The sequence below is a fragment of the Streptomyces sp. NPDC044984 genome (assembly GCF_040646935.1).
Taxonomy (GTDB): domain Bacteria; phylum Actinomycetota; class Actinomycetes; order Streptomycetales; family Streptomycetaceae; genus Streptomyces.
In genome coordinates, this window is record NZ_JBEZBE010000025.1 from 77,646 (window position 1) to 96,293 (window position 18,648).

17 protein-coding genes are annotated in these 18,648 nt (G+C 73.2%); 10 read left to right on the forward strand and 7 right to left on the reverse strand.

Translation table 11 applies throughout. The annotated features are described in order from the left end of the window. Nucleotides 1-4: 4 nt before the first annotated feature. The 5 genes from AB0A94_RS25630 to AB0A94_RS25650 form a co-directional block, all read right to left on the reverse strand. Nucleotides 5-1,603 carry a carboxyl transferase domain-containing protein gene (locus tag AB0A94_RS25630; RefSeq protein ID WP_361747962.1) on the reverse strand — a complete coding sequence of 533 codons (1,599 nt, stop codon included), beginning with the start codon at nucleotides 1,601-1,603 and terminating at the stop codon, nucleotides 5-7. Then, nucleotides 1,600-3,291: an acyclic terpene utilization AtuA family protein gene (locus AB0A94_RS25635; protein WP_361747964.1), complete on the reverse strand. Its 1,692-nt coding sequence runs from the start codon at nucleotides 3,289-3,291 to the stop codon at nucleotides 1,600-1,602. Before AB0A94_RS25635 ends, AB0A94_RS25630 begins: the two co-directional genes overlap by 4 nt. Next, nucleotides 3,288-4,085, reverse strand: coding sequence for a TIGR03084 family metal-binding protein (locus AB0A94_RS25640; protein ID WP_361747966.1), 798 nt, complete (start codon nucleotides 4,083-4,085; stop codon nucleotides 3,288-3,290). The genes AB0A94_RS25635 and AB0A94_RS25640 overlap by 4 nt, the downstream gene beginning before the upstream one ends. A gap of 159 nt (nucleotides 4,086-4,244) precedes the next feature. Beyond that, nucleotides 4,245-4,964 (reverse strand): hypothetical protein, encoded by a 720-nt coding sequence (locus AB0A94_RS25645; protein WP_361747968.1) that lies wholly within the window; start codon nucleotides 4,962-4,964, stop codon nucleotides 4,245-4,247. A gap of 612 nt (nucleotides 4,965-5,576) precedes the next feature. After that, entirely contained in the window at nucleotides 5,577-6,533 is a 957-nt protein-coding gene (locus AB0A94_RS25650; protein ID WP_361747970.1) for an EamA family transporter, read from the reverse strand. A gap of 225 nt (nucleotides 6,534-6,758) precedes the next feature. On the opposite strand from AB0A94_RS25650, the gene AB0A94_RS25655 reads away from it, so the two are divergent. Next, the gene (locus tag AB0A94_RS25655; RefSeq protein ID WP_361748053.1) at nucleotides 6,759-7,211 is read left to right on the forward strand and encodes an NUDIX domain-containing protein; all 453 of its coding nucleotides are present in this window, start codon (nucleotides 6,759-6,761) and stop codon (nucleotides 7,209-7,211) included. 37 nt (nucleotides 7,212-7,248) lie between these two features. On the opposite strand, the gene AB0A94_RS25660 is transcribed toward AB0A94_RS25655, so the two are convergent. After that, a complete protein-coding gene (locus tag AB0A94_RS25660) occupies nucleotides 7,249-7,488 on the reverse strand; it encodes a GntR family transcriptional regulator (protein ID WP_361747972.1) in 240 nt (79 codons plus the stop codon). Nucleotides 7,489-7,629: 141 nt separating this feature from the next. Between AB0A94_RS25660 and AB0A94_RS25665 the strand changes: the two genes are divergently transcribed. Continuing rightward, complete coding sequence (locus AB0A94_RS25665) at nucleotides 7,630-7,881, forward strand: hypothetical protein (RefSeq protein ID WP_361747974.1); 252 nt, start codon at nucleotides 7,630-7,632, stop codon at nucleotides 7,879-7,881. Continuing rightward, a complete protein-coding gene (locus AB0A94_RS25670) occupies nucleotides 7,878-8,162 on the forward strand; it encodes a hypothetical protein (RefSeq protein WP_361747975.1) in 285 nt (94 codons plus the stop codon). Before AB0A94_RS25665 ends, AB0A94_RS25670 begins: the two co-directional genes overlap by 4 nt. 30 nt (nucleotides 8,163-8,192) lie before the next feature. On the opposite strand, the gene AB0A94_RS25675 is transcribed toward AB0A94_RS25670, so the two are convergent. After that, nucleotides 8,193-11,060: an FAD-binding and (Fe-S)-binding domain-containing protein gene (locus AB0A94_RS25675; RefSeq protein WP_361747977.1), complete on the reverse strand. Its 2,868-nt coding sequence runs from the start codon at nucleotides 11,058-11,060 to the stop codon at nucleotides 8,193-8,195. 300 nt (nucleotides 11,061-11,360) lie between these two features. Between AB0A94_RS25675 and AB0A94_RS25680 the strand changes: the two genes are divergently transcribed. The 7 genes from AB0A94_RS25680 (at nucleotide 11,361) to serC (ending at nucleotide 18,568) form a co-directional block, all read left to right on the forward strand. Next, nucleotides 11,361-13,466 carry an ATP-binding protein gene (locus AB0A94_RS25680; protein ID WP_361747978.1) on the forward strand — a complete coding sequence of 702 codons (2,106 nt, stop codon included), beginning with the start codon at nucleotides 11,361-11,363 and terminating at the stop codon, nucleotides 13,464-13,466. Next, nucleotides 13,463-13,870: a roadblock/LC7 domain-containing protein gene (locus tag AB0A94_RS25685; RefSeq protein WP_361747980.1), complete on the forward strand. Its 408-nt coding sequence runs from the start codon at nucleotides 13,463-13,465 to the stop codon at nucleotides 13,868-13,870. Before AB0A94_RS25680 ends, AB0A94_RS25685 begins: the two co-directional genes overlap by 4 nt. After that, the gene (locus tag AB0A94_RS25690) at nucleotides 13,867-14,214 is read left to right on the forward strand and encodes a DUF742 domain-containing protein (protein ID WP_217130489.1); all 348 of its coding nucleotides are present in this window, start codon (nucleotides 13,867-13,869) and stop codon (nucleotides 14,212-14,214) included. The genes AB0A94_RS25685 and AB0A94_RS25690 overlap by 4 nt, the downstream gene beginning before the upstream one ends. After that, a complete protein-coding gene (locus tag AB0A94_RS25695) occupies nucleotides 14,195-14,812 on the forward strand; it encodes an ATP/GTP-binding protein (RefSeq protein ID WP_361747982.1) in 618 nt (205 codons plus the stop codon). Before AB0A94_RS25690 ends, AB0A94_RS25695 begins: the two co-directional genes overlap by 20 nt. Beyond that, entirely contained in the window at nucleotides 14,809-16,044 is a 1,236-nt protein-coding gene (locus AB0A94_RS25700) for a cytochrome P450 (RefSeq protein WP_361747984.1), read from the forward strand. Before AB0A94_RS25695 ends, AB0A94_RS25700 begins: the two co-directional genes overlap by 4 nt. Further along, the gene (locus tag AB0A94_RS25705) at nucleotides 16,041-17,291 is read left to right on the forward strand and encodes a cytochrome P450 (protein WP_361747986.1); all 1,251 of its coding nucleotides are present in this window, start codon (nucleotides 16,041-16,043) and stop codon (nucleotides 17,289-17,291) included. Before AB0A94_RS25700 ends, AB0A94_RS25705 begins: the two co-directional genes overlap by 4 nt. A 158-nt stretch (nucleotides 17,292-17,449) precedes the next feature. Beyond that, a complete protein-coding gene (gene serC, locus AB0A94_RS25710) occupies nucleotides 17,450-18,568 on the forward strand; it encodes a phosphoserine transaminase (protein WP_361747988.1) in 1,119 nt (372 codons plus the stop codon). Nucleotides 18,569-18,648 lie beyond the last annotated feature (80 nt).

The window sequence follows — 18,648 nt, forward strand, 5'->3', positions numbered from 1 at the left end:
TCCCTCACATCCGGAAGACGCCGAAGCCACCGCGCGCGCCCTCGTAGGGCGCGGTGTGGATGGCCGACAGGCACAGGCCGAGGACGGTGCGGGTGTCGCGCGGGTCGATGACGCCGTCGTCGTACAGCCGCCCGGACAGGAACAGGGGCAGCGACTCGGACTCGATCTGCTGCTCCACCATGGCGCGCAGCGCCGCGTCCGCCTCGTCGTCGTACGGCCGTCCCTTCGCCGCGGCGGACTGCCGGGCGACGATGGACAGCACGCCGGCGAGCTGCTGCGGGCCCATGACGGCGGACTTGGCGCTGGGCCAGGCGAACAGGAAGCGGGGGTCGTAGGCGCGGCCGCACATGCCGTAGTGCCCGGCGCCGTAGGAGGCGCCCATGAGGACGGACAGGTGGGGGACGCGGGAGTTGCTGACCGCGTTGATCATCATCGCGCCGTGCTTGATGATGCCGCCCTGCTCGTACTCCCTGCCGACCATGTAGCCGGTGGTGTTGTGCAGGAAGAGCAGCGGGATGTCGCGCTGGTTGGCGAGCTGGATGAACTGGGCGGCCTTCTGGGACTCCTCGCTGAAGAGGACTCCCCGGGCGTTGGCGAGGATGCCGACGGGATGGCCGTGGAGAGTGGCCCAGCCGGTGGTGAGGCTGGTGCCGTAGAGGGGTTTGAACTCGTCGAAGTCGGAGGAGTCGACGATCCGCGCGATGACCTCGCGCGGGTCGAAGGGGGTCTTGAGGTCGCCCGGGACGATGCCGAGGAGTTCGTCCTCGTCGTACTTGGGCGGGGCGGCCGGTCCCGGGTCGTCGTACGCCTTGCGGTGGTTGAGGCGGGCCACGACCCGGCGGGCCTGGCGGAGCGCGTCCGGTTCGTCGACGGCGAAGTGGTCGGCGAGGCCCGACACGCGCGCGTGCATCTCGGCGCCGCCCAGGGACTCGTCGTCGCTCTCCTCCCCGGTGGCCATCTTCACGAGCGGCGGGCCGCCGAGGAACACCTTCGCCCGCTCCTTGACCATGATCACGTGGTCGGACATGCCGGGGACGTACGCGCCTCCGGCGGTGGAGTTGCCGAAGACGACGGCGACGGTGGGGATGCCGGCCGCCGACAGCCGGGTCAGGTCCCGGAAGATCGCGCCGCCGGGGATGAAGATCTCCTTCTGGGAAGGGAGGTCGGCGCCGCCGGACTCGACGAGGCTGATCACGGGCAGCCGGTTGGCGAGCGCGATGTCGTTGGCGCGCAGGGCCTTCTTCAGGCTCCAGGGGTTGCTGGCGCCGCCGCGCACGGTCGGGTCGTTGGCGGTGATCAGGCACTCCACGCCCTCGACGACACCGATGCCGGTGACGAGCGAGGCGCCGACGGTGTGGTCGCTCCCCCAGGCGGCCAGCGGGGAGAGTTCCAGGAAGGGCGTGTCGGGGTCGAGGAGCAGTTCGACGCGTTCGCGGGCGAGCAGCTTGCCGCGCTTGCGGTGCCGCTCGACGTACTTCTCGCCGCCGCCCGCGAGGGCCTTGGCGTGCTCGGCGTCGAGCTCGGCCAGCTTGGCGAGCATGGCGTCGCGGTGCGCCCGGTAATCGGGGCCGGTGGTGTCGAGGGCGGACGCGAGGACCGTCACAGCAGGGCCTCCGGGATGTCGAGGTGCCGGGAGCGCAGCCATTCGCCGAGCGCCTTGGCCTGCGGATCGAAGCGGGCCTGCGCGGCGACGCCCTCGCCGAGGATGCCTTCGACGAGGAAGTTCAGGGCGCGCAGGCGGGGCAGTACGTGCCGGGTGACCGGCAGGTCGCGGGCCTCGGGGATCAGCTCGCGGAACCGCTCGACGGTCAGCTCGTGCGCGAGCCACCGCCAGGCGTCGTCGGAGCGGACCCAGACGCCGACGTTGGCGTTCCCGCCCTTGTCGCCGCTGCGGGCGCCGGCGACGAGGCCGAGGGGGGCTCGTGTCGTGGGTCCCGTGGGGAGCGGTTCGGGGAGCGCGGGCGCCGGTACGTCGTCGAGTACGGCGGTGTCGGGGGGCGGGTCCACGGGGATCCGGCGTCCGTCGTGGAGGACGGCCACATGGTCGACGTCGCCATGGGGGACGTACACGTCCTCGAAGACCCCATAGGGGGAGCCCTTCCCCGGTGGCGCCATCACATGGAATCCGGGATAGCTGGACAGCGCCAGCTCGACGGCGGCCCCGCTCAGCACCCGCCCGACCGCCTCCTGCGCGGGATCCCGTACGACGAGCCGCAGCAGCGCGCTGGCGGTCTCCTCGGTGCCGGCGTCGGCCCGGTCGGTGCGGGCCAGCTCCCAGCGCACTTCGGCGGGCGGCGACTTGGCGAGCGCGTCGGACATCTGCTCCCGCACGAGGTCCGCCTTGGCCTCGACGTCGAGGCCGGTGAGCACGAACACGACCTCGTTGCGGAACCCGCCCAGCCGGTTGAGCCCGACCTTGAGCGTGGGCGGTGGGGCCTCCCCCCGGACGCCTTCGACGCGCACCCGGTCGGGCCCGTCCCGGGTGAGCCGTACGGTGTCCAGCCGCGCGGTGACGTCCGGCCCGGCGTACCGGGCGCCGCCGGTCTCGTACAGCAGTTGCGCGGTGACGGTGCCGACGTCGACGAAGCCGCCGGTTCCGGGGTGCTTGGTGATGACGCCGCTGCCGTCGGCGTGGATCTCGGCGAGAGGGAATCCGGGCCGTCGGAGGTCACCGGGCCGGCGCTCGCCGAAGAAGGCGTAGTTCCCGCCGGTGGCCTGCGCCCCGCACTCCAGCACGTGCCCGGCGACGACGGCCCCCGCGAGCCGGTCGTGGTCCGTCGGCGCCCAGCCGAAGTGGGCGGCGGCCGGCCCGGTGACGAGGGCCGCGTCGGTGACCCGCCCGGTGACGACCACGTCGGCGCCCGCGCGGAGGCATTCCGCGACGCCGAAGCCGCCGAGGTAGGCGTGGGCGGCGAGGCTGCCGGGGTACCGCGCGGTGAGGTCGTCGCCCTCGACGTGGGCGACCCGCACGGGGATGCCGAGCCGGTCGGCGAGGGCGCGTACGGCGTCGGCGAGCCCGGCGGGATTCAGCCCGCCCGCGTTGGTGACGAGCTTGACCCCGCGCTCGTGGGCGAGGCCCAGGCACTCCTCCAGTTGCCGCAGGAAGGTGCGGGCGTACCCGGCGGAGGGGTCCTTCAGCCGGTCGCGGGCGAGGATGAGCATGGTCAGCTCGGCGAGGTAGTCGCCGGTGAGGACGTCGACCTCGCCGCCGGTGAGCATCTCGCGCAGGGCGCCCGCGCGGTCGCCGTAGAAGCCGGAGAAGTTGCCGATGCGCAGGGTCGTCGCCGTCACCGCGCGGTGTCCCCCTTCGGCTCCCGCCCGCCACCGGCCGGCCCGGCGAAGGCCTGGGCGATGTCCAGCCAGCGGTCGGCGTCGGGGCCGTCGGCGGTGAGCGCGAGGTCCGCGCGGTGGGCGCGCTGGGTGACCAGGAGGCAGAAGTCGAGCGCGGGCCCGGTGACCCGCTGGGGCGCGTCCTCGGGACCGTACGCCCACGGCTCACCGCCCGGCCCGACCAGCTCGACGCGGAAGGGATCGGCCGGCGGGGTGATCCCCCGCACCCCGTAGGCGAAGTCCCGGGTCCGCACCCCGAGCCACGCCACATGTCGAAGCCGCTCCGTGGGTGGCCGCATCACACCGATCGTGTCCGCCACGTCCAGTCCATGGGCCCAGGTCTCCATGAGGCGGGCGGTGGCCATGGAGGCGGCGGACATGGGCGGCCCGTACCAGGGGAAACGCGCTCCGGCCGGCGCCTCCCGCAGCGCCTTGTCCAGCGCCGCGCGTCCCTCGCGCCACCGCGCGAGCAGGTCGGCGGGCGCGGACCGGACGTACTCCTCGGCACCCTCGTCCACGAAGGTGTGGGGTGCGGCGAGGGCCTTCTCGACCAGCACCCGGAACCCGTCGGCGTCGGTGACGGCGAGCAGCGCGGAACGGTCGGTCCAGGCGAGGTGCGCGATCTGGTGGGCGACGGTCCACCCGGCGGCGGGCGTCTCCCGCGCCCACTGCTCGGGGCCGAGCCCGGCCACCAGCCGGTCGAGCTCCTCGCCCTCCTCACGCAGATCGTCGATCACGGGCGTCGGATCGGACACGAGGCGCTCCCCTCGGGACACGGACACGGCGGTGTGCGGCGCGGTTGCGTGGAGCATGGCAGCCCACCCAGAAACAAGCAAGCGTGCTTGCATGAATCGATGTGCCCGCCCCTCACACCCGTACGTGAGGGCTCATTGCGCCCGTACGCGCGGGAAGCGCTACGTCCCGGGCGCGAAGACCGTGTCGGTGAGGTCACGTTCCAGGGTGACCCCCTGGAAGCCGTAGGTGCGGATCGAGGGAACCTTCAGCAGCAGGCAGAAGCGTTCGGTGGAGGAGACGGTGTCCGCTATCCGGCGGTACGAGTGGCGGAGGAAGTACGCGGCGGCGTGGTTGGTGACGGCGCTCTGCCCGCAGACGAGGACGACGGGGCGGTCCCCTCCCGGAGCGGTGAACTTCGCGAGCAGCGCGTACCCCTCGTTCCCGCGGTCCCAGCGGTAGAGCTCGCCACCCGCCTCGATGGCCAACGGATGGTCCGGATGGGTGTAGGGGTGGAACACGACGCCGGGGAGGCTGTGGGCGAGGTGGCCCGCGCTGCGCACGTTCGAACCGAGCGGACCCCCTATGCAGAACTCCGGCTTGTCCTCGTTGCCGCCCCGGAAGTCGTCGCTGCGGACGATCTCGACCTCGCACCGCAGGCTGTGGCTGAGGACGGCCGCCTCGATCATCGCCTGCACGTCGTGGTGATGGGTGGTGCCCGGGGCGCCGTACTTGTTGTTCATCACGATCAGGCAGGTGTCGCCGGGACGGGCGCCGACGACGCGCATCCGCAGCCGGAGGTCCCGGGTGTGCCTGCCGCGCTGCCACAGCCACACCGCCAGGCCGCTCAGACAACTGGCCAGCAGCCCCAGCAGCAGATCACCGATCGCCCCCGCCAGCATGTCGCTCCCCCTGCGCCCCCGTTGTGACTGCCCCGTCCCTACCCAGGTGCGCCGTCGCCCACCCCCGCCGCCGGAGCCCGCGCGGTCACGACGGCACCGCGGTGTCGACCGCGTCCCCAACCGTCCGGCCGCCGGGCCGCGGACGACGAGATCCGGTTTCCGGTCGGCGCGCGTCCGCCGTGTGTACCGGCCGAGTGCCTGAGCCGCCGGGTCGAGGTCCTTGAGCCGGACGTCCCCGGCGCACAGGGCGCGCTGTTCCTCCGTCAGGGCCGCGCCGTCGAACGGATCCGTCGGACGACCCACGGTTCGTTCCGCTTGCCGCAGCCCGGCCTCCGGGGACCGGGCCGGCGGGTACTCTCCGCCACCGCTCGCGCCGCGGCCGCCGCCGGTCTCGACTCGTCCGTGTCCGCCCCGCCCCGTTCGACGGGCCGGCCATGCGACACCCGCAGCCCTTTCGTGCCCCGTCGCCCGGAGAAGCGACCCCGTCGGCGACTCGCGTGGTGTTCGGGAATCGGGGCACTCCCGTCCACCGGACGCGGCACGGGCAGCCGGCCGGGGGCCCGGCGGGCGGTCACCGGCGGACTCCCCGTGCCGTGCCGCGCCCGGCGATCGTCAGGAGACGGCCCCCGCCCCCTTCGCCTTCCCCCGCCCCACCTGCGTCCGCACCGCCCCCATGCTCGCCGCGATGACCAGGGCGATGGCGGCGGCCTCGGCGGTGGAGAGGGCCTGGTCGAGGATGAGGAAGCCGGCGGCCGCGGCGAGGGCCGGTTCCAGGCTCATCAGGATGGCGAAGGTGGAGGCGGGCAGGCGGCGCAGTGCGAGGAGTTCGAGGGTGTACGGGAGGACGGAGGACAGCACCGCGACCGCCGCGCCCAGGCCGAGGACCGTCGGGTCGAGGAGCTTCGTACCGGACTCGACGACGCCCAGCGGCAGGAAGAGGACCGCCGCCACGGCCATGGCGAGGGCGAGTCCGTCCGCCTGGGGGAAGCGGCGGCCCGTACGCGCGCTGAAGACGATGTACGCCGCCCACATGGCGCCGGCACCCAGTGCGAAGGCCACACCCAGCGGGTCGAGACCGCTGAAGCCTCCGCCACCGAGGAGGAACACACCCGCGAGGGCCAGGGCGGCCCACACGAGGTTGACCGCACGGCGTGAGGCCAGGACGGACAGGGCCAGCGGGCCGAGGACCTCCAGCGTGACCGCCGGGCCCAGCGGGATGCGCGCGACGGACTGGTAGAAGAGGCCGTTCATCGCGGCCATGGCGATGCCGAAGACGATCACCGTGCCCCAGTCGGCGCGCGAGTGTCCGCGCAGCCGGGGTCGGCACAGCACCATCAGCACGAGCGCCGCCACCAGCAGCCGCAGCGTCACGACCCCGAGCGCGCCGGCCCGGGGCATCAGCGTCACCGCCAGCGCCCCGCCGAACTGCACGGAGATCCCACCGGCGAGGACCAGGCCGACCGGTCCGAGGGAACCCCGTCCGCGCGGGGCGCCGGCCGGGGCGGGCGCGTGGCCGTGCTGCCCCGTCCCTGCTGTGGTGGACGGGGTGGCGGCGCTGGGGGTGGTCACGGGGCCTTCCAGGGACGTCGGAGCGGACACTTGCCTGTACCGAGTGTGCATCTTGATGAACTTCCCAGTCCAGAGTATTGAACCGAGTCAGTACCGTGGAGCACTTATATACCTGACAATGCGGTTCCCGCCCCGCCCAGGTCAACTCCGTTCATCACATGGACACAGCGGGTACCTTTCCCACCGGTGATCATCCACGTCCGCTCCCACACCGCCCGAGGTCCCGTGCGCCGACTCATCGCCCGTCTCTGGCGACTCCTGCGCCCCGCGCAGAGCCGCATCATGTGGTTGCTGCACGCCAAGTTCGTGGTGGGCGTGACCGGTGTGGTGCGCGACGACGAGGGGCGGGTGCTGCTGCTCCGGCACCGGATGTGGCCGCCGGGCCGCCAGTGGGGGTTGCCGAGCGGTTTCGCGCGCAAGGGGGAGGACTTCCGGGCAACGGTGGTGCGCGAGGTCAAGGAGGAGACGAACCTCGACGTGGAGGTGGGCCGCCTGACCATGCTGAACAGTGGCTTCCGCACGCGCATGGAGGTGGCCTACGAGGCCCGCCTGCTGGGCGGCGAACTGCGCCTGGACCCCTTCGAGATCCTGGAGGCCCGCTGGTGCCGGCCGGACGACCTCCCGGAGGGCGTCCAGCCGGCGTGCGGGCCGTTGGTGCGGGGCGAGACGGCACCCTGAGGGTGCCGGCCCGTACGCGCGGGCACCCCGGCGGGCACTATGCCTCGGGCCGTGCGGCGACGAAGGAGCCGAGGCCGGGTTCCGTGTAGGTCAGGCCTTCCTCACGCAACGCCCGGAGCACCTTGTGCGCTGTCGCGTTGGCGATCCCGAACTCCGCCGTGAGTTGCACGACGGAGGGGACGCGCGTACGCGGCGGGTAGGTGCCGTCGGCGATGCGACCACGCACCACCTCGGCGACCTGGCGCCAGCGGGGGATGTCGGGAGCGAACTCGATCACCGATTCAGGATGAGCATACTTAGCGCGATAGGCGATCCATGGGACCCCTAGCATGCCTAGAATGCCTTACAGAAGACCCCCGCGACGGATGCCGCCGTCCAGGGGCGTGGCCACCAGTGAGTACTGATCGGAGCTGATGACATGACCGACCCTATCGGCCGCCTCATCACATGGGTGAGCGTGCTGCTCCACCCACGCGGGATGCACCGCCGTACCGGCCCCCACGCGGTTCTCGGGCCCACGCCGTCCGCGCCTCCTCCGGCCGTGACCCGGCGGTCCCTCCCCTCCCACCGCAGCCCCTACGGCCTGCCCTCCGTACTGGACGGAGCCGAGACCGTCGCCGTACGCCCGTACGTCACCGCGTCCTGGTTCCAGGAGAGGCAGGCGGCATGAGGGAACCGCGCGAGCCGCGTCTGCTGCCCTGGGCCGGGGACGAGGACAAGGCCTGTTACCTGATCGGCGATGACCATGGCGGGCCCGTCTCCCGGCTGGCCGACACCACCGAGGCCGTGCAGCTCGGGATGGGCCGGGAACTGCTCGCCCACGCCCGGGAACTCCTCCCGGACACACCGCGCGGTGAACTCCGCCACCTCGCCGAGTGCCTCACCGACGCCCTCGCCGACGCGCTGCGGGTGGCGGAGAGCCGGGGGCGGAGGCTGGGGCGGCTCAACTGAGCGCGTCGAGGACACCAGGGCGGCGACTGCTCACTCTTTTTCCAGAGCAGCCGCCAGGACCTCCGCCAGGTGCCGCCCCCGGACGCCCGCCAGTTGTTCCAACTGCGTCCGGCAGGAGAAGCCGTCGGCCAGGACGACCGCCTCCTCGGGTGCCTTCCGTACCGACGGCAGGAGCTGGTCCTCCGCGCAGGCCCTGGAGACCTCGTAGTGACCCTCCTCGAAGCCGAAGTTGCCCGCCAGGCCGCAGCAGCCGCCCGCCAGTTCGCCGGTGAGGCCGGCCGCCGCGCGAAGTCGGCGGTCGGGCTCCTCTCCCAGGACCGCGTGCTGGTGGCAGTGGGTCTGGCCGGTGACCGGGCGGTTCAGCACAGGTGGGGTCCAGTCCGGGGCGTGCCGCTCCAGCACCTCCGCGAAGGTCAGCACCCGTGCCGCGAGCCGCGCCGCGCGCGGATCGTCGTGCAACAGCTCCGGCGTGTCCGTGCGCAGGGCCGCCGCGCAGCTCGGTTCCAGGACCACCAGCGGGGCGTCCGTGGCCAGGACCGGTTCCAGGAGGTCGAGGGTGCGGCGCAGGACCGTGCGCGCGCGGTCGAGCTGGCCCGTGGAGAGGTACGTCAGGCCGCAGCAGACCCGGCCCCTGCGGGCCGCCAGCAAGGACAGGGCCGAGCGGGAACGGGCGTCGCCCACCGGGCGTCCGCCCGGCCGCAGTGTCGGGGGCAGCGCCACCCGCAGGCCCGCCGCCTCCAGCACGCGCACGGCCGCCCGGCCCACCGACGGTGACAGGTGCTCGGTGAACGTGTCCGGCCACAGGACCACCAGTTTCCCCTCACCGGAGGGCGCTCCCCGCCCCCGCCACCACCGCGTGAACGTCTCCCCCGCCACCCGGGGGATCTCCCGCGCGCCCGCGATCCCGCCCAGCCGTTTCACCACGTGCGCGAGCGGGCCCACCGAGGCGAGGGCGTTCGCCGCCCCCGCCGACCTGGTCCGCGCCACCCAGCCCAGCCACACCGGCAGCCACCCCATCGCATAGTGCGCGGCCGGGCGACGACGGCCCGCGTAGTGGTGGTGCAGGAACTCCGCCTTGTACGTGGCCATGTCGACCTCGACCGGGCAGTCCGAGCGGCAGCCCTTGCAGGACAGGCACAGGTCCAGCGCGTCCCGCACCTCCGTGGACCGCCAGCCGTCGGTCACCAGCTCACCCGCGAGCATCTCGTGCAGCAGGCGGGCGCGCCCGCGCGTGGAGTGCTGTTCCTCGCCCGTCGCGCGGAACGACGGGCACATCACCGCCGGCCCCGACACGGACGTCGTACGGCACTTGGCGACGCCCACGCAGCGCCGCACCGCCGCCGAGAAGTCGCCGCCGTCGGCGGGGTAGCCGAAGGCGACGTCCACCGGTTCGCGCGGGAGGACGGAGAAGCGGAGGTTCGTGTCCAAGGGCGCCGGGCGGACCAGCATGCCCGGGTTGAGCAGGTCGTCCGGGTCCCAGACGGCCTTCACGCGCTCGAAGAGGGCGACCGTCTCCGCGCCGTACATACGGGGCAGGAGTTCGGCGCGGGCCTGCCCGTCGCCGTGCTCGCCGGAGAGCGAGCCGCCGTGGGCCACGACCAGGTCGGCGAGGTCCTCCGAGAAACGACGGAAGCGGGCGACGCCCGGCGCGGTCAGCAGGTCGAAGTCGATGCGGACGTGGATGCAGCCGTCCCCGAAGTGCCCGTACGGGGCGCCGCGCAGCCCGTGGTCCGCCATGAGGGCCCGGAAGTCGCGCAGGTATCCGCCGAGCCGGGCGGGCGGCACCGCGCAGTCCTCCCAGCCGGGCCAGGCCTCCGTCCCGTCCGGCATCCTGGTCGCCGTGCCGCTCGCGTCCTCCCGGATCCGCCACAGCGCACGCTGCCGCGCCGGGTCGGTGACCACCAGGGCGTCCACGACGTCCGCCGCGCGGACGATCGTCTCCGCACGCGCGCGTGCCTCCGCCGCCGTGTCCCCGCCGGTCTCCGCGAACAGCCAGGCGCCGCCGCGCGGGAGGTCCGCCGCGGCCGGCACCAGGTCCGCCGCCATGCCCTCCACGGTCAGCGGACCGAACGGCAGCAGCCCCGCCGCCGCCTCCGCGGCCCCGCTCTCGTCCGCGTACGCCAGCACGGCGAGCGCACGCGCGCGGGGTGCCCGTACGAGGTCCACGACCGCCTCCGTGAGCACGCCCAGCGTGCCCTCCGAGCCGCAGAAGGAACGGGCGACGTCGGCGTCCCTCTCGGGCAGCAGGGCGTCCACGGCGTATCCGGAGATGCGGCGGGGCAGCTCCGGGAAACCGGTGCGCAGGCGGGCCAGTTCGCCCTCCACCAGCTCGCGCAGGCCCGTCGGAGCGCCCGCCCACGCCCGTCCCGGCCGCAACCGGTCCCCCCGCGGGGTGACGACCGCGAGCTCGCGCACGCTGTCGGCCGTCGTGCCCCAGGCCACCGAGTGGGAGCCGCAGGAGTTGTTGCCGATCATGCCGCCGAGGGTGCAGCGGCTGTGGGTGGAGGGGTCCGGTCCGAAGCGCAGGCCGTGCGGGGCGGCGGCCTCCTGGAGGCGGTCGAGGACGAGGCCGGGCTGGACGACCGCCGTGCGCGCCCGGGGGTCGAGGGACAGCAGACGGTTCATGTGCCGTGTGAAGTCGAGCACCACACCCGTGCCGGTCGCCTGCCCCGCGATCGAGGTGCCGCCGCCGCGCGGCACCACGGGGACGCCGTACGTCCGGCACACCGACAGCGCCGCCGCCACGTCGTCGGCGTCCCGTGGGGCCACCACACCGAGCGGCACCCGGCGGTAGTTGGAGGCGTCCATCGTGGTCAGCGCACGTGCGGTCGTGCCGAAGTCGACCTCGCCGCGCACGGCCGCCCGCAGCCCGGCCGACAGTTCCCGGTGATCCGTCATGCCCTCAGGATGCCTCCGCCGGGGCCGGACGGCGGGCGACGGCACACACGTCCCGCGACGCCGGGAAGGTCCTGGGGCACGCACGCGAAGGGTCGGTTACCGAAAACGGAAGCGGAATCTTCCCAAGTCGATCACGAACTCCCATATAGTGACCGCGAGTTGCGCGCAGTTGTCGGGCCCGTTCGGAAAGCGACCCCCCGAATCGGGTCCGGTATCACCATCGAGCCCGCCCGGGGGCCGCGCAGACACGACGGCGCACGCCCGCGGACCGACCGAGGACCCGACCGAGGACCCTGATTGATGACCTCTCCCCTGCTCCCCGGTGACCGCCCCACCCCCCGCAGCCTGCTGCCCGTTCCCCTGCTCACCGCGGCGGTCGCCGCGATCGCGGTCCTCGCCGCCCTCCTCCTCGTCCCGGACGACGCGGTCGGCTCCGTCGTCGTGGTCGGGGCGATCGCCGCCGTGCTCCTGTGCGCGGCGGCCACGGTGGCCACGTACGCCGTCCTGTCGGCGCGAGCCGCCCGGGCACGGCTGGACGCCGTCACCCAGGACGTCGGCCGACTGCTCCAGGAACGCGCCCGGCTGACGGAGGAGTCCCGCCGCCAGCACGAGCGGCTGACCGGCGAACTCACCCGCGAGCGCGCCCGGTTGTCCGCCGAGCTGGACCAGGAGCGCAACCACCTCGCCGAGACCCTGGCCGCCGAACGCGACCGCCTCACCCAGCAGCACGCCGCCGACACCGCCCGTCTGACGCGGGACCACGCCGACGAGCGGGCCCGGCTCACGGACGACCACGCCACCGCACTGAGACGGCTCACCGAGGAACACGCCGAGAAACTGCGCCTCATCACCGAGGAACACGGTGCCCACACCGCCCGGTCGGCCCGCGACCACGCGGAGGAGCGCGACCGGCTGACCGAGGAGCGGGACCGGCTCAGGGCGGACCGGGACCGGCTCACCGCGGAGAACGCGCGGCTGACCACCCGGCTGCGCGAGGCCGACGGCGCCCGCGCCGCCGCGCTGTCCGCGACCGCCAACGCGGCCGGCCGCATGCAGGCCCTGTCCACCGGCATGCTCGCCGACCTGCGCGCGATGGAGGAGAAGCACCACGACGAGGAGGTCCTCGCCGACCTGCTCCACCTCGACCACCGCACCGCGCAGGCGGGCAGGCTTGCCGACTCCGTCGCCGTCCTCACCGGCGCCCGCTCCGGCCGCCGCTGGGCCCGGCCCATCGCCATGGAGTCCATCCTGCGCGGCGCCATGGGCCGGATCAACGGCTACCAGCGGGTCAGGGTCCACTCCACCAGCGACACCGCGGTCGCCGGACACGCCGCCGAGGGCGTGATGCACGCGCTCGCCGAACTCCTCGACAACGCCGCGAACTTCTCACCGCCGACCGCCGAGGTCCACGTCTACGTCGAGGAGGTCCCGGCCGGCGTCATCGTGTCCGTCGAGGACAGCGGGCTCGTCATGGGCGAGGCGCAGCTGCGTCGCGCCGAGCGCGCGGTCTCCGGCGAGTCCGCCGAACTCGGAGGCCTCACCGGCACCCGGCTCGGCCTCGCCGTGGTCGGCCGGCTGTCCCGGCGGTACGGACTCCGGGTCTCCTACCGGCCCTCGGCCCGCGGCGGCACGGGCGTCCTGATGCTCGTCCCGCAGGACATCCTCGTACCACCGGACGCGGCCCCCGCGACCCCGGCCACGACCGGCGGCACCACCCCATCGATGTCCCGCACCACCGCGACGACCGGCGGCACCACCACGCCGACACCCCGCGCCACCGCTTCGGCCGGCACCCCGTCCGTCCCCACGACTCCGGCCGCGCTCACCGGGACGCACGGCTCCGGAACCCCGGAGCCCTCGGCGGACGAGTCGGCCCGCACCCTCCCCCACCGTCACGGCCACCGCGCGGAAACCGCCCCCGGCCGGCCGGAACCGGAGACGAGCCACGTCACCGCGCACGACGGCGACACCGCGGGCGACGGCGGCACCGGCACCGCCCCGGCGGACCGGCCGGCGATCCCCGGGAGCACCCGCCCCGCCCTCTCCTACGCGGCCTCCCGCGCGGGCGCCGACCTCGACCCCGACCCGGTGCCGACCCACGAGTCCCCGGACCGGGGCTCCGACACACCTCCGCTCGTGCTGCCCCGACGCCGCCGGGGCCGGACCCTCGCCGAGGCCGAGCGCACGCGTCCGGGCGGCCGTGCCACCACCCCCCGGCCCGCCCCGACCGCCGAGGAGACCAAGGCGCGCACCGCCCGCTTCAGCAGCTTCCGTCAGGCCGTCCGCCCGCCCACCCCGGACGCCACGGCCGACCCGGACACCGGCACCACCACCGACGCGACCCCTGACGCGACCCCCGAAGCACAGCCCACCCCCGCGACCCCGGAAGGCGACACCACCTCATGACCGGCACGACGACCGCCGACGAGAAGCTCACCTGGCTGATAGAGGGCCTGCTGGAGCGCACGCCGGGTGCCCGGCACGCGCTCGTGCTCTCCCGTGACGGCCTGAAACTGTGCCGCACCCCGGAGCTCTCCACCGACCAGGCCGACCAGCTCGCCGCGATCGCCGCCGGCATCCAGTCGCTGTCGCACGGCGCCTCCGTCGAGTTCGGCGACGGCAGCGGCGGCGTGCGCTCGGCGATGACCGAGTTCTACGGCGGTGTGCTGTTCATCGTGGAGGCCGGCGAGGGCGCGCACCTGGCCGTGGTCACCGCCGAGGACGCGGACGCCGGGCTCGTCGGGCACAACATGAGCGAGCTCGTGGAGCAGCTCGGCGAGCACCTGACCGCGCAGCCGCGCACCTCATGAGCAGGCCCGGCAGGGACGACGCCCCGGACCGGCTCTACACCCTCACCGGAGGGCGCAGCCGGTCCGGTCCCGACAACCCCTTCGACCTGGTGACCCTGGTCGTCGCCGAGTGCGATCCGGTGCCCGGCATGCAGTCCGAGCACGCGGCGATCCTGCGGCTGACCGAACGCCCCACGGCGGTCGTGGAGATCGCGGCCGAGCTGAAACTGCCCGTGAGCATCACCCGGATCCTGCTCTCCGACCTACAGGCGGCGGGCCGGGTCAGCGCCCGACACCCCCGCAAGGCCGCCGTACCCGACCCCGACATCCTGGAGCAGGTGCTCGTTGGACTCCGCAACCTCTGAGACGCGCACGCCGCTCGACGCGTCGGCCGACAACGGCCTGAAGATCGTGGTCGTGGGCGGCTTCGGCGCCGGCAAGACGACGATGGTCCGCTCGGTCAGCGAGATCCGTCCCCTCAACACCGAGGAGACGATGACCCAGGCCGGCGAGGCCGTCGACGACACCAGCGGGGTGAGCGGCAAGACCGCGACCACCGTCGCCTTCGACTTCGGCCGCATCACCCTCGACACGCGCAACGTGCTGTACCTGTTCGGCGCCCCCGGGCAGGAACGCTTCTGGTTCCTGTGGGACCGGCTGTTCTCCGGCACGCTCGGCGCGGTCGTGCTGGTCGACACCCGGCGCATCGACGACTCCTGGTACGCCATCGACCGGCTGGAGAAGCACGGCACGCCGTTCATCGTGGCCTGCAACGACTTCGGCGGGCCCACCTTCACCCCGCAGCAGATCCGCGAGGCCCTCGACCTCGACCCGCACGTGCCGCTGGTCAACTGCGACGCGCGGTCGCGGGAGTCCAGCAAGATCGTGCTGATCACGCTGGTGGAGCACATCCAGGCCCTGTACGCCGCCCCGGTCCGAGCCCCCCGTCAGGAGCTGGTGTGAGTCCCGCCTCCGTCCCCGATGCCGTCCGCTTCCAAGGCTCCCTGCTCCAGGACGACCCGGCCCGCGTCTACCGGGAGATGCGACGCGAACACGGCAGCGTCGTCCCGGTGGTGCTGGACGGGGACGCCCCGGCGTGGCTGGTGCTCGGCTACCGCGAGCTGCACCAGATCACCGGCGACCCGGTGCTGTTCAGCCGCGACTCCGACCTGTGGAACCAGTGGGAGAACATCCCCGACGACTGGCCGCTGCTGCCGATGATCGGCCGCAGGCAGCCGTCGATCCTGTACACCGTCGGCGAGCGGCACCGCGAGCGGGCCGGGATGCTGGGGAACGCGCTGGAGGCGGTCGACCCGTTCGAACTGCGCGGGTACGCCGAGAAGTTCGCCGACGAGCTCATCGACGGCATCTGCTCCGAGGGCACCGCCGACCTGATCGGCGAGTTCGCGATGCTGCTGCCGGTACGGGTACTGGCCCGGCTCTTCGGCTTCTCCGACGAGGAGGGCCCGGACCTGGTCACCGCCCTCAACGACATGATCGACGGACGGGAGCGGGCCCTCGCGGGCCAGAGCCACCTGTTCACGTCGATGACGGAGCTGGTGGCCGCCCGCAGGAGCGCGCCCGCCGAGGACGTCGCGTCCCGGATGCTCGCCGACTCCTCGGGCTTCACCGAGGAGGAGATCGTCCAGGACATGATGGTGATGCTGGCGGCCGGGCACCAGCCGACCGCCGACTGGATCGGCAACTCGCTGCACCTGATGCTCACCGACGCCCGGTTCGCCGCCTCCCTCTTCGGGGGCCGCAACAGCATCGCCGAGGCGATGAACGAGGTGCTGTGGGAGGACACGCCGTCCCAGGTCATCGCCGCCCGCTGGGCGTCCCGCGACACCCAGCTCGGCGGTCGCCGCGTCCGCGCCGGCGACATGCTGCTGCTCGGCCTGCAGGGCGCCAACTCCGATCCGCAGGTGCGCACCGACGGCTCGGCGCTGACCGGCGGCAACAGCGCGCACTTCTCCTTCGGTCACGGGGAGCACCGCTGCCCGTTCCCGGCGCAGGAGATCGCCGAGGTGATCGCCCGGACCGGCATCGAGGTCGTACTGGACCGGCTGCCGGACATCGACCTCGCGGTGCCGGCCGCGCAGCTGGCCCGCCGCCCGTCGCCGTGGCTGCGCGGACTGTCCGAACTCCCGGTCACGTTCACACCCACTCCCGCCCTTGGAGGCTCGCTCGCATGACGGCTGGTACGGACACCATGACGACCGACACCGAGCAGACCCGCATCCCCCTCGACCCCTTCGTCTCCGACCTGGACGGGGAGAGCGCCGCGCTGCGGGCCGCCGGACCGCTGGCCGCCGTGACGCTGCCGGGTGACGTACCGGTGTGGGCGGTCACGCACCACGCGGAGGCGAAGAAACTGCTCACCGACCCGCGCGTGGTGAAGGACATCAACGTCTGGACCGCCTGGCAGCGCGGCGAGATCGCCCCCGACTGGCCCCTGATCGGGCTGGCCAACCCGCCCCGCTCCATGCTCACCGTGGACGGCGCCGACCACCGCCGGCTGCGCACCCTGGTCGCGCAGGCGCTCACGCCCCGCCGGGTGGAGCGGATGCGGGAGCGGATCACGGAGCTGACCGAGGGCCTGCTGGACCAGGTGGCCGCGCAGCCCGGCGACACGGTCGACCTGAAGGCGGCGTTCGCCTACCCGCTGCCGATGTACGTCGTCGCCGACCTGATGGGTCTGGCGGAGGAACGGCTGCCGCGCCTGAAGGAACTCTTCGAGAAGTTCTTCTCCACCCAGACCCCGCCCGAGGAGGTCGTCGCGACGCTGACCGAGCTGGCCGGGATCATGGCCGAGACGGTCGCGAACAAGCGCGAGAACCCGGGCGACGACCTGACCTCCGCGCTCATCCAGGCGTCGGAGAACGGCGACAGCCTCACCGACGAGGAGATCGTCGCCACGCTCCAGCTGATGGTCGCGGCCGGCCACGAGACGACCATCTCCCTCATCGTCAACGCGGTGGTCAACCTCTCCACCCACCCGGACCAGCGGGAGCTGGTGCTCTCCGGCAAGGCGGACTGGTCGGCGGTGGTCGAGGAGACGCTCCGGTACGCCACGCCGACGTCCCACGTCCTGATCCGGTTCGCGACCGAGGACGTACCGGTGGGCGACAAGGTCCTGCCGGCCGGTGACGCGCTGATCGTGTCGTACGCCGCGATCGGCCGCGACGAGCAGGCGCACGGCCCGACGGCCGGTGACTTCGACATCACCCGGGAGAGTGCCAACCGGCACATCTCCTTCGGCCACGGCCCGCACGTGTGCCCCGGCGCCGCCCTGTCCCGCCTGGAGGCCGGCGTGGCCCTCCCGGCCCTGTACGCCCGCTTCCCGAAGCTGGACCTGGCGGTCCCGGCGGACGAGCTGCGCAACAAGCCGGTGGTCACCCAGAACGACCTGTACGAGCTTCCGGTGAGGCTCGGCGGGTGAACGACGCGGGTGGCGGGCGGGCCTCCCCCCGGTCCGTCCGCCACCCGTCCCCCTTCCGTCCCCCTTCTGTCTCTTCCGGTTCCACTTCCGTCCCACCGCTCGTCTCAGCGGACGGACGATGTTTCGCCCGGGTTTCCCGCAGCCGCTAGGCTCCGGTCGTGGCTGAGATCCGGATTCCTGCTGACATCAAGCCCGCCGACGGCCGTTTCGGTGCGGGCCCCTCCAAGGTGCGGACGGAAGCGCTGGCCGCGCTGGCCGCGACCGGCACGTCCCTCATGGGCACCTCCCACCGCCAGGCCCCGGTGAAGAACCTGGTCGGCAAGGTGCGCGAGGGCATCCGCGAGCTGTTCCGGCTCCCCGACGGCTACGAGGTGGTCCTCGGCAACGGCGGTTCCACCGCGTTCTGGGACGTCGCGACCCACGGTCTGATCGAGAACAAGTCGCAGCACCTCACCTTCGGCGAGTTCAGCTCCAAGTTCGCCAAGGCCGCCAAGCTCGCCCCGTGGCTCGCCGAGCCCACCGTCGTCTCCTCCGACCCGGGCACGCACCCCGAGGCGGGGGCCGAGGCCGGCGTGGACGTGTACGCGTTCACCCACAACGAGACCTCCACCGGCGTCGCCATGCCCGTCAAGCGCGTGACCGGTGCCGACGAGGGCGCCCTCGTCCTCGTGGACGCCACCTCCGGCGCGGGCGGCCTCCCGGTCGACATCGCCGAGACGGACGTCTACTACTTCGCCCCGCAGAAGTCCTTCGCCTCCGACGGCGGACTGTGGATCGGCGTGTTCTCCCCGGCCGCGATCGAGCGCGCCGAGCGGATCCACGCCTCCGGCCGCCACGTCCCGGAGTTCTTCTCGCTGCCCACGGCGATCGACAACTCCCGCAAGAACCAGACGTACAACACCCCGGCGCTGGCCACCCTCTTCCTGCTGAACGACCAGCTGGAGTGGATCAACGGCCAGGGCGGACTCGACTGGTCCACGGCCCGCACCAAGGACTCCTCGACCCGTCTGTACGCCTGGGCGGACGAGTCCAAGTACGCCACCCCGTTCGTCACCGACCCGGCCAAGCGCTCCCAGGTCATCGGCACGATCGACTTCACGGACGAGATCGACGCCGCCGCCGTCGCCAAGGTGCTGCGCGCCAACGGCGTCGTCGACACCGAGCCCTACCGCAAGCTCGGCCGCAACCAGCTCCGCGTCGCGATGTTCCCGGCGATCGACCCGGCGGACGTCGAGGCCCTCACGAAGTGCGTCGACTACGTGATCGAGCAGCTCTGACCCGTACGTGAACGAGGGGCGCCCGGCGATCGGCCGGGCGCCCCTCATTCATGTGGCGCTTCTCCGTTCACCCGGCGCGT

Bases quoted from the DNA above. Each gene is read 5' to 3' on its own strand.
- AB0A94_RS25690 (WP_217130489.1), top strand. From the start codon at position 13,867: ATGAGCAGGCCCGGCAGGGACGACGCCCCGGACCGGCTCTACACCCTC.
- AB0A94_RS25705 (WP_361747986.1), top strand. From the start codon at position 16,041: ATGACGGCTGGTACGGACACCATGACGACCGACACCGAGCAGACCCGC.
- AB0A94_RS25680 (WP_361747978.1), top strand. From the start codon at position 11,361: ATGACCTCTCCCCTGCTCCCCGGTGACCGCCCCACCCCCCGCAGCCTG.
- AB0A94_RS25645 (WP_361747968.1), bottom strand. From the start codon at position 4,964: ATGCTGGCGGGGGCGATCGGTGATCTGCTGCTGGGGCTGCTGGCCAGT.
- AB0A94_RS25675 (WP_361747977.1), bottom strand. From the start codon at position 11,060: ATGACGGATCACCGGGAACTGTCGGCCGGGCTGCGGGCGGCCGTGCGC.
- AB0A94_RS25670 (WP_361747975.1), top strand. From the start codon at position 7,878: ATGAGGGAACCGCGCGAGCCGCGTCTGCTGCCCTGGGCCGGGGACGAG.
- AB0A94_RS25665 (WP_361747974.1), top strand. From the start codon at position 7,630: ATGACCGACCCTATCGGCCGCCTCATCACATGGGTGAGCGTGCTGCTC.
- AB0A94_RS25685 (WP_361747980.1), top strand. From the start codon at position 13,463: ATGACCGGCACGACGACCGCCGACGAGAAGCTCACCTGGCTGATAGAG.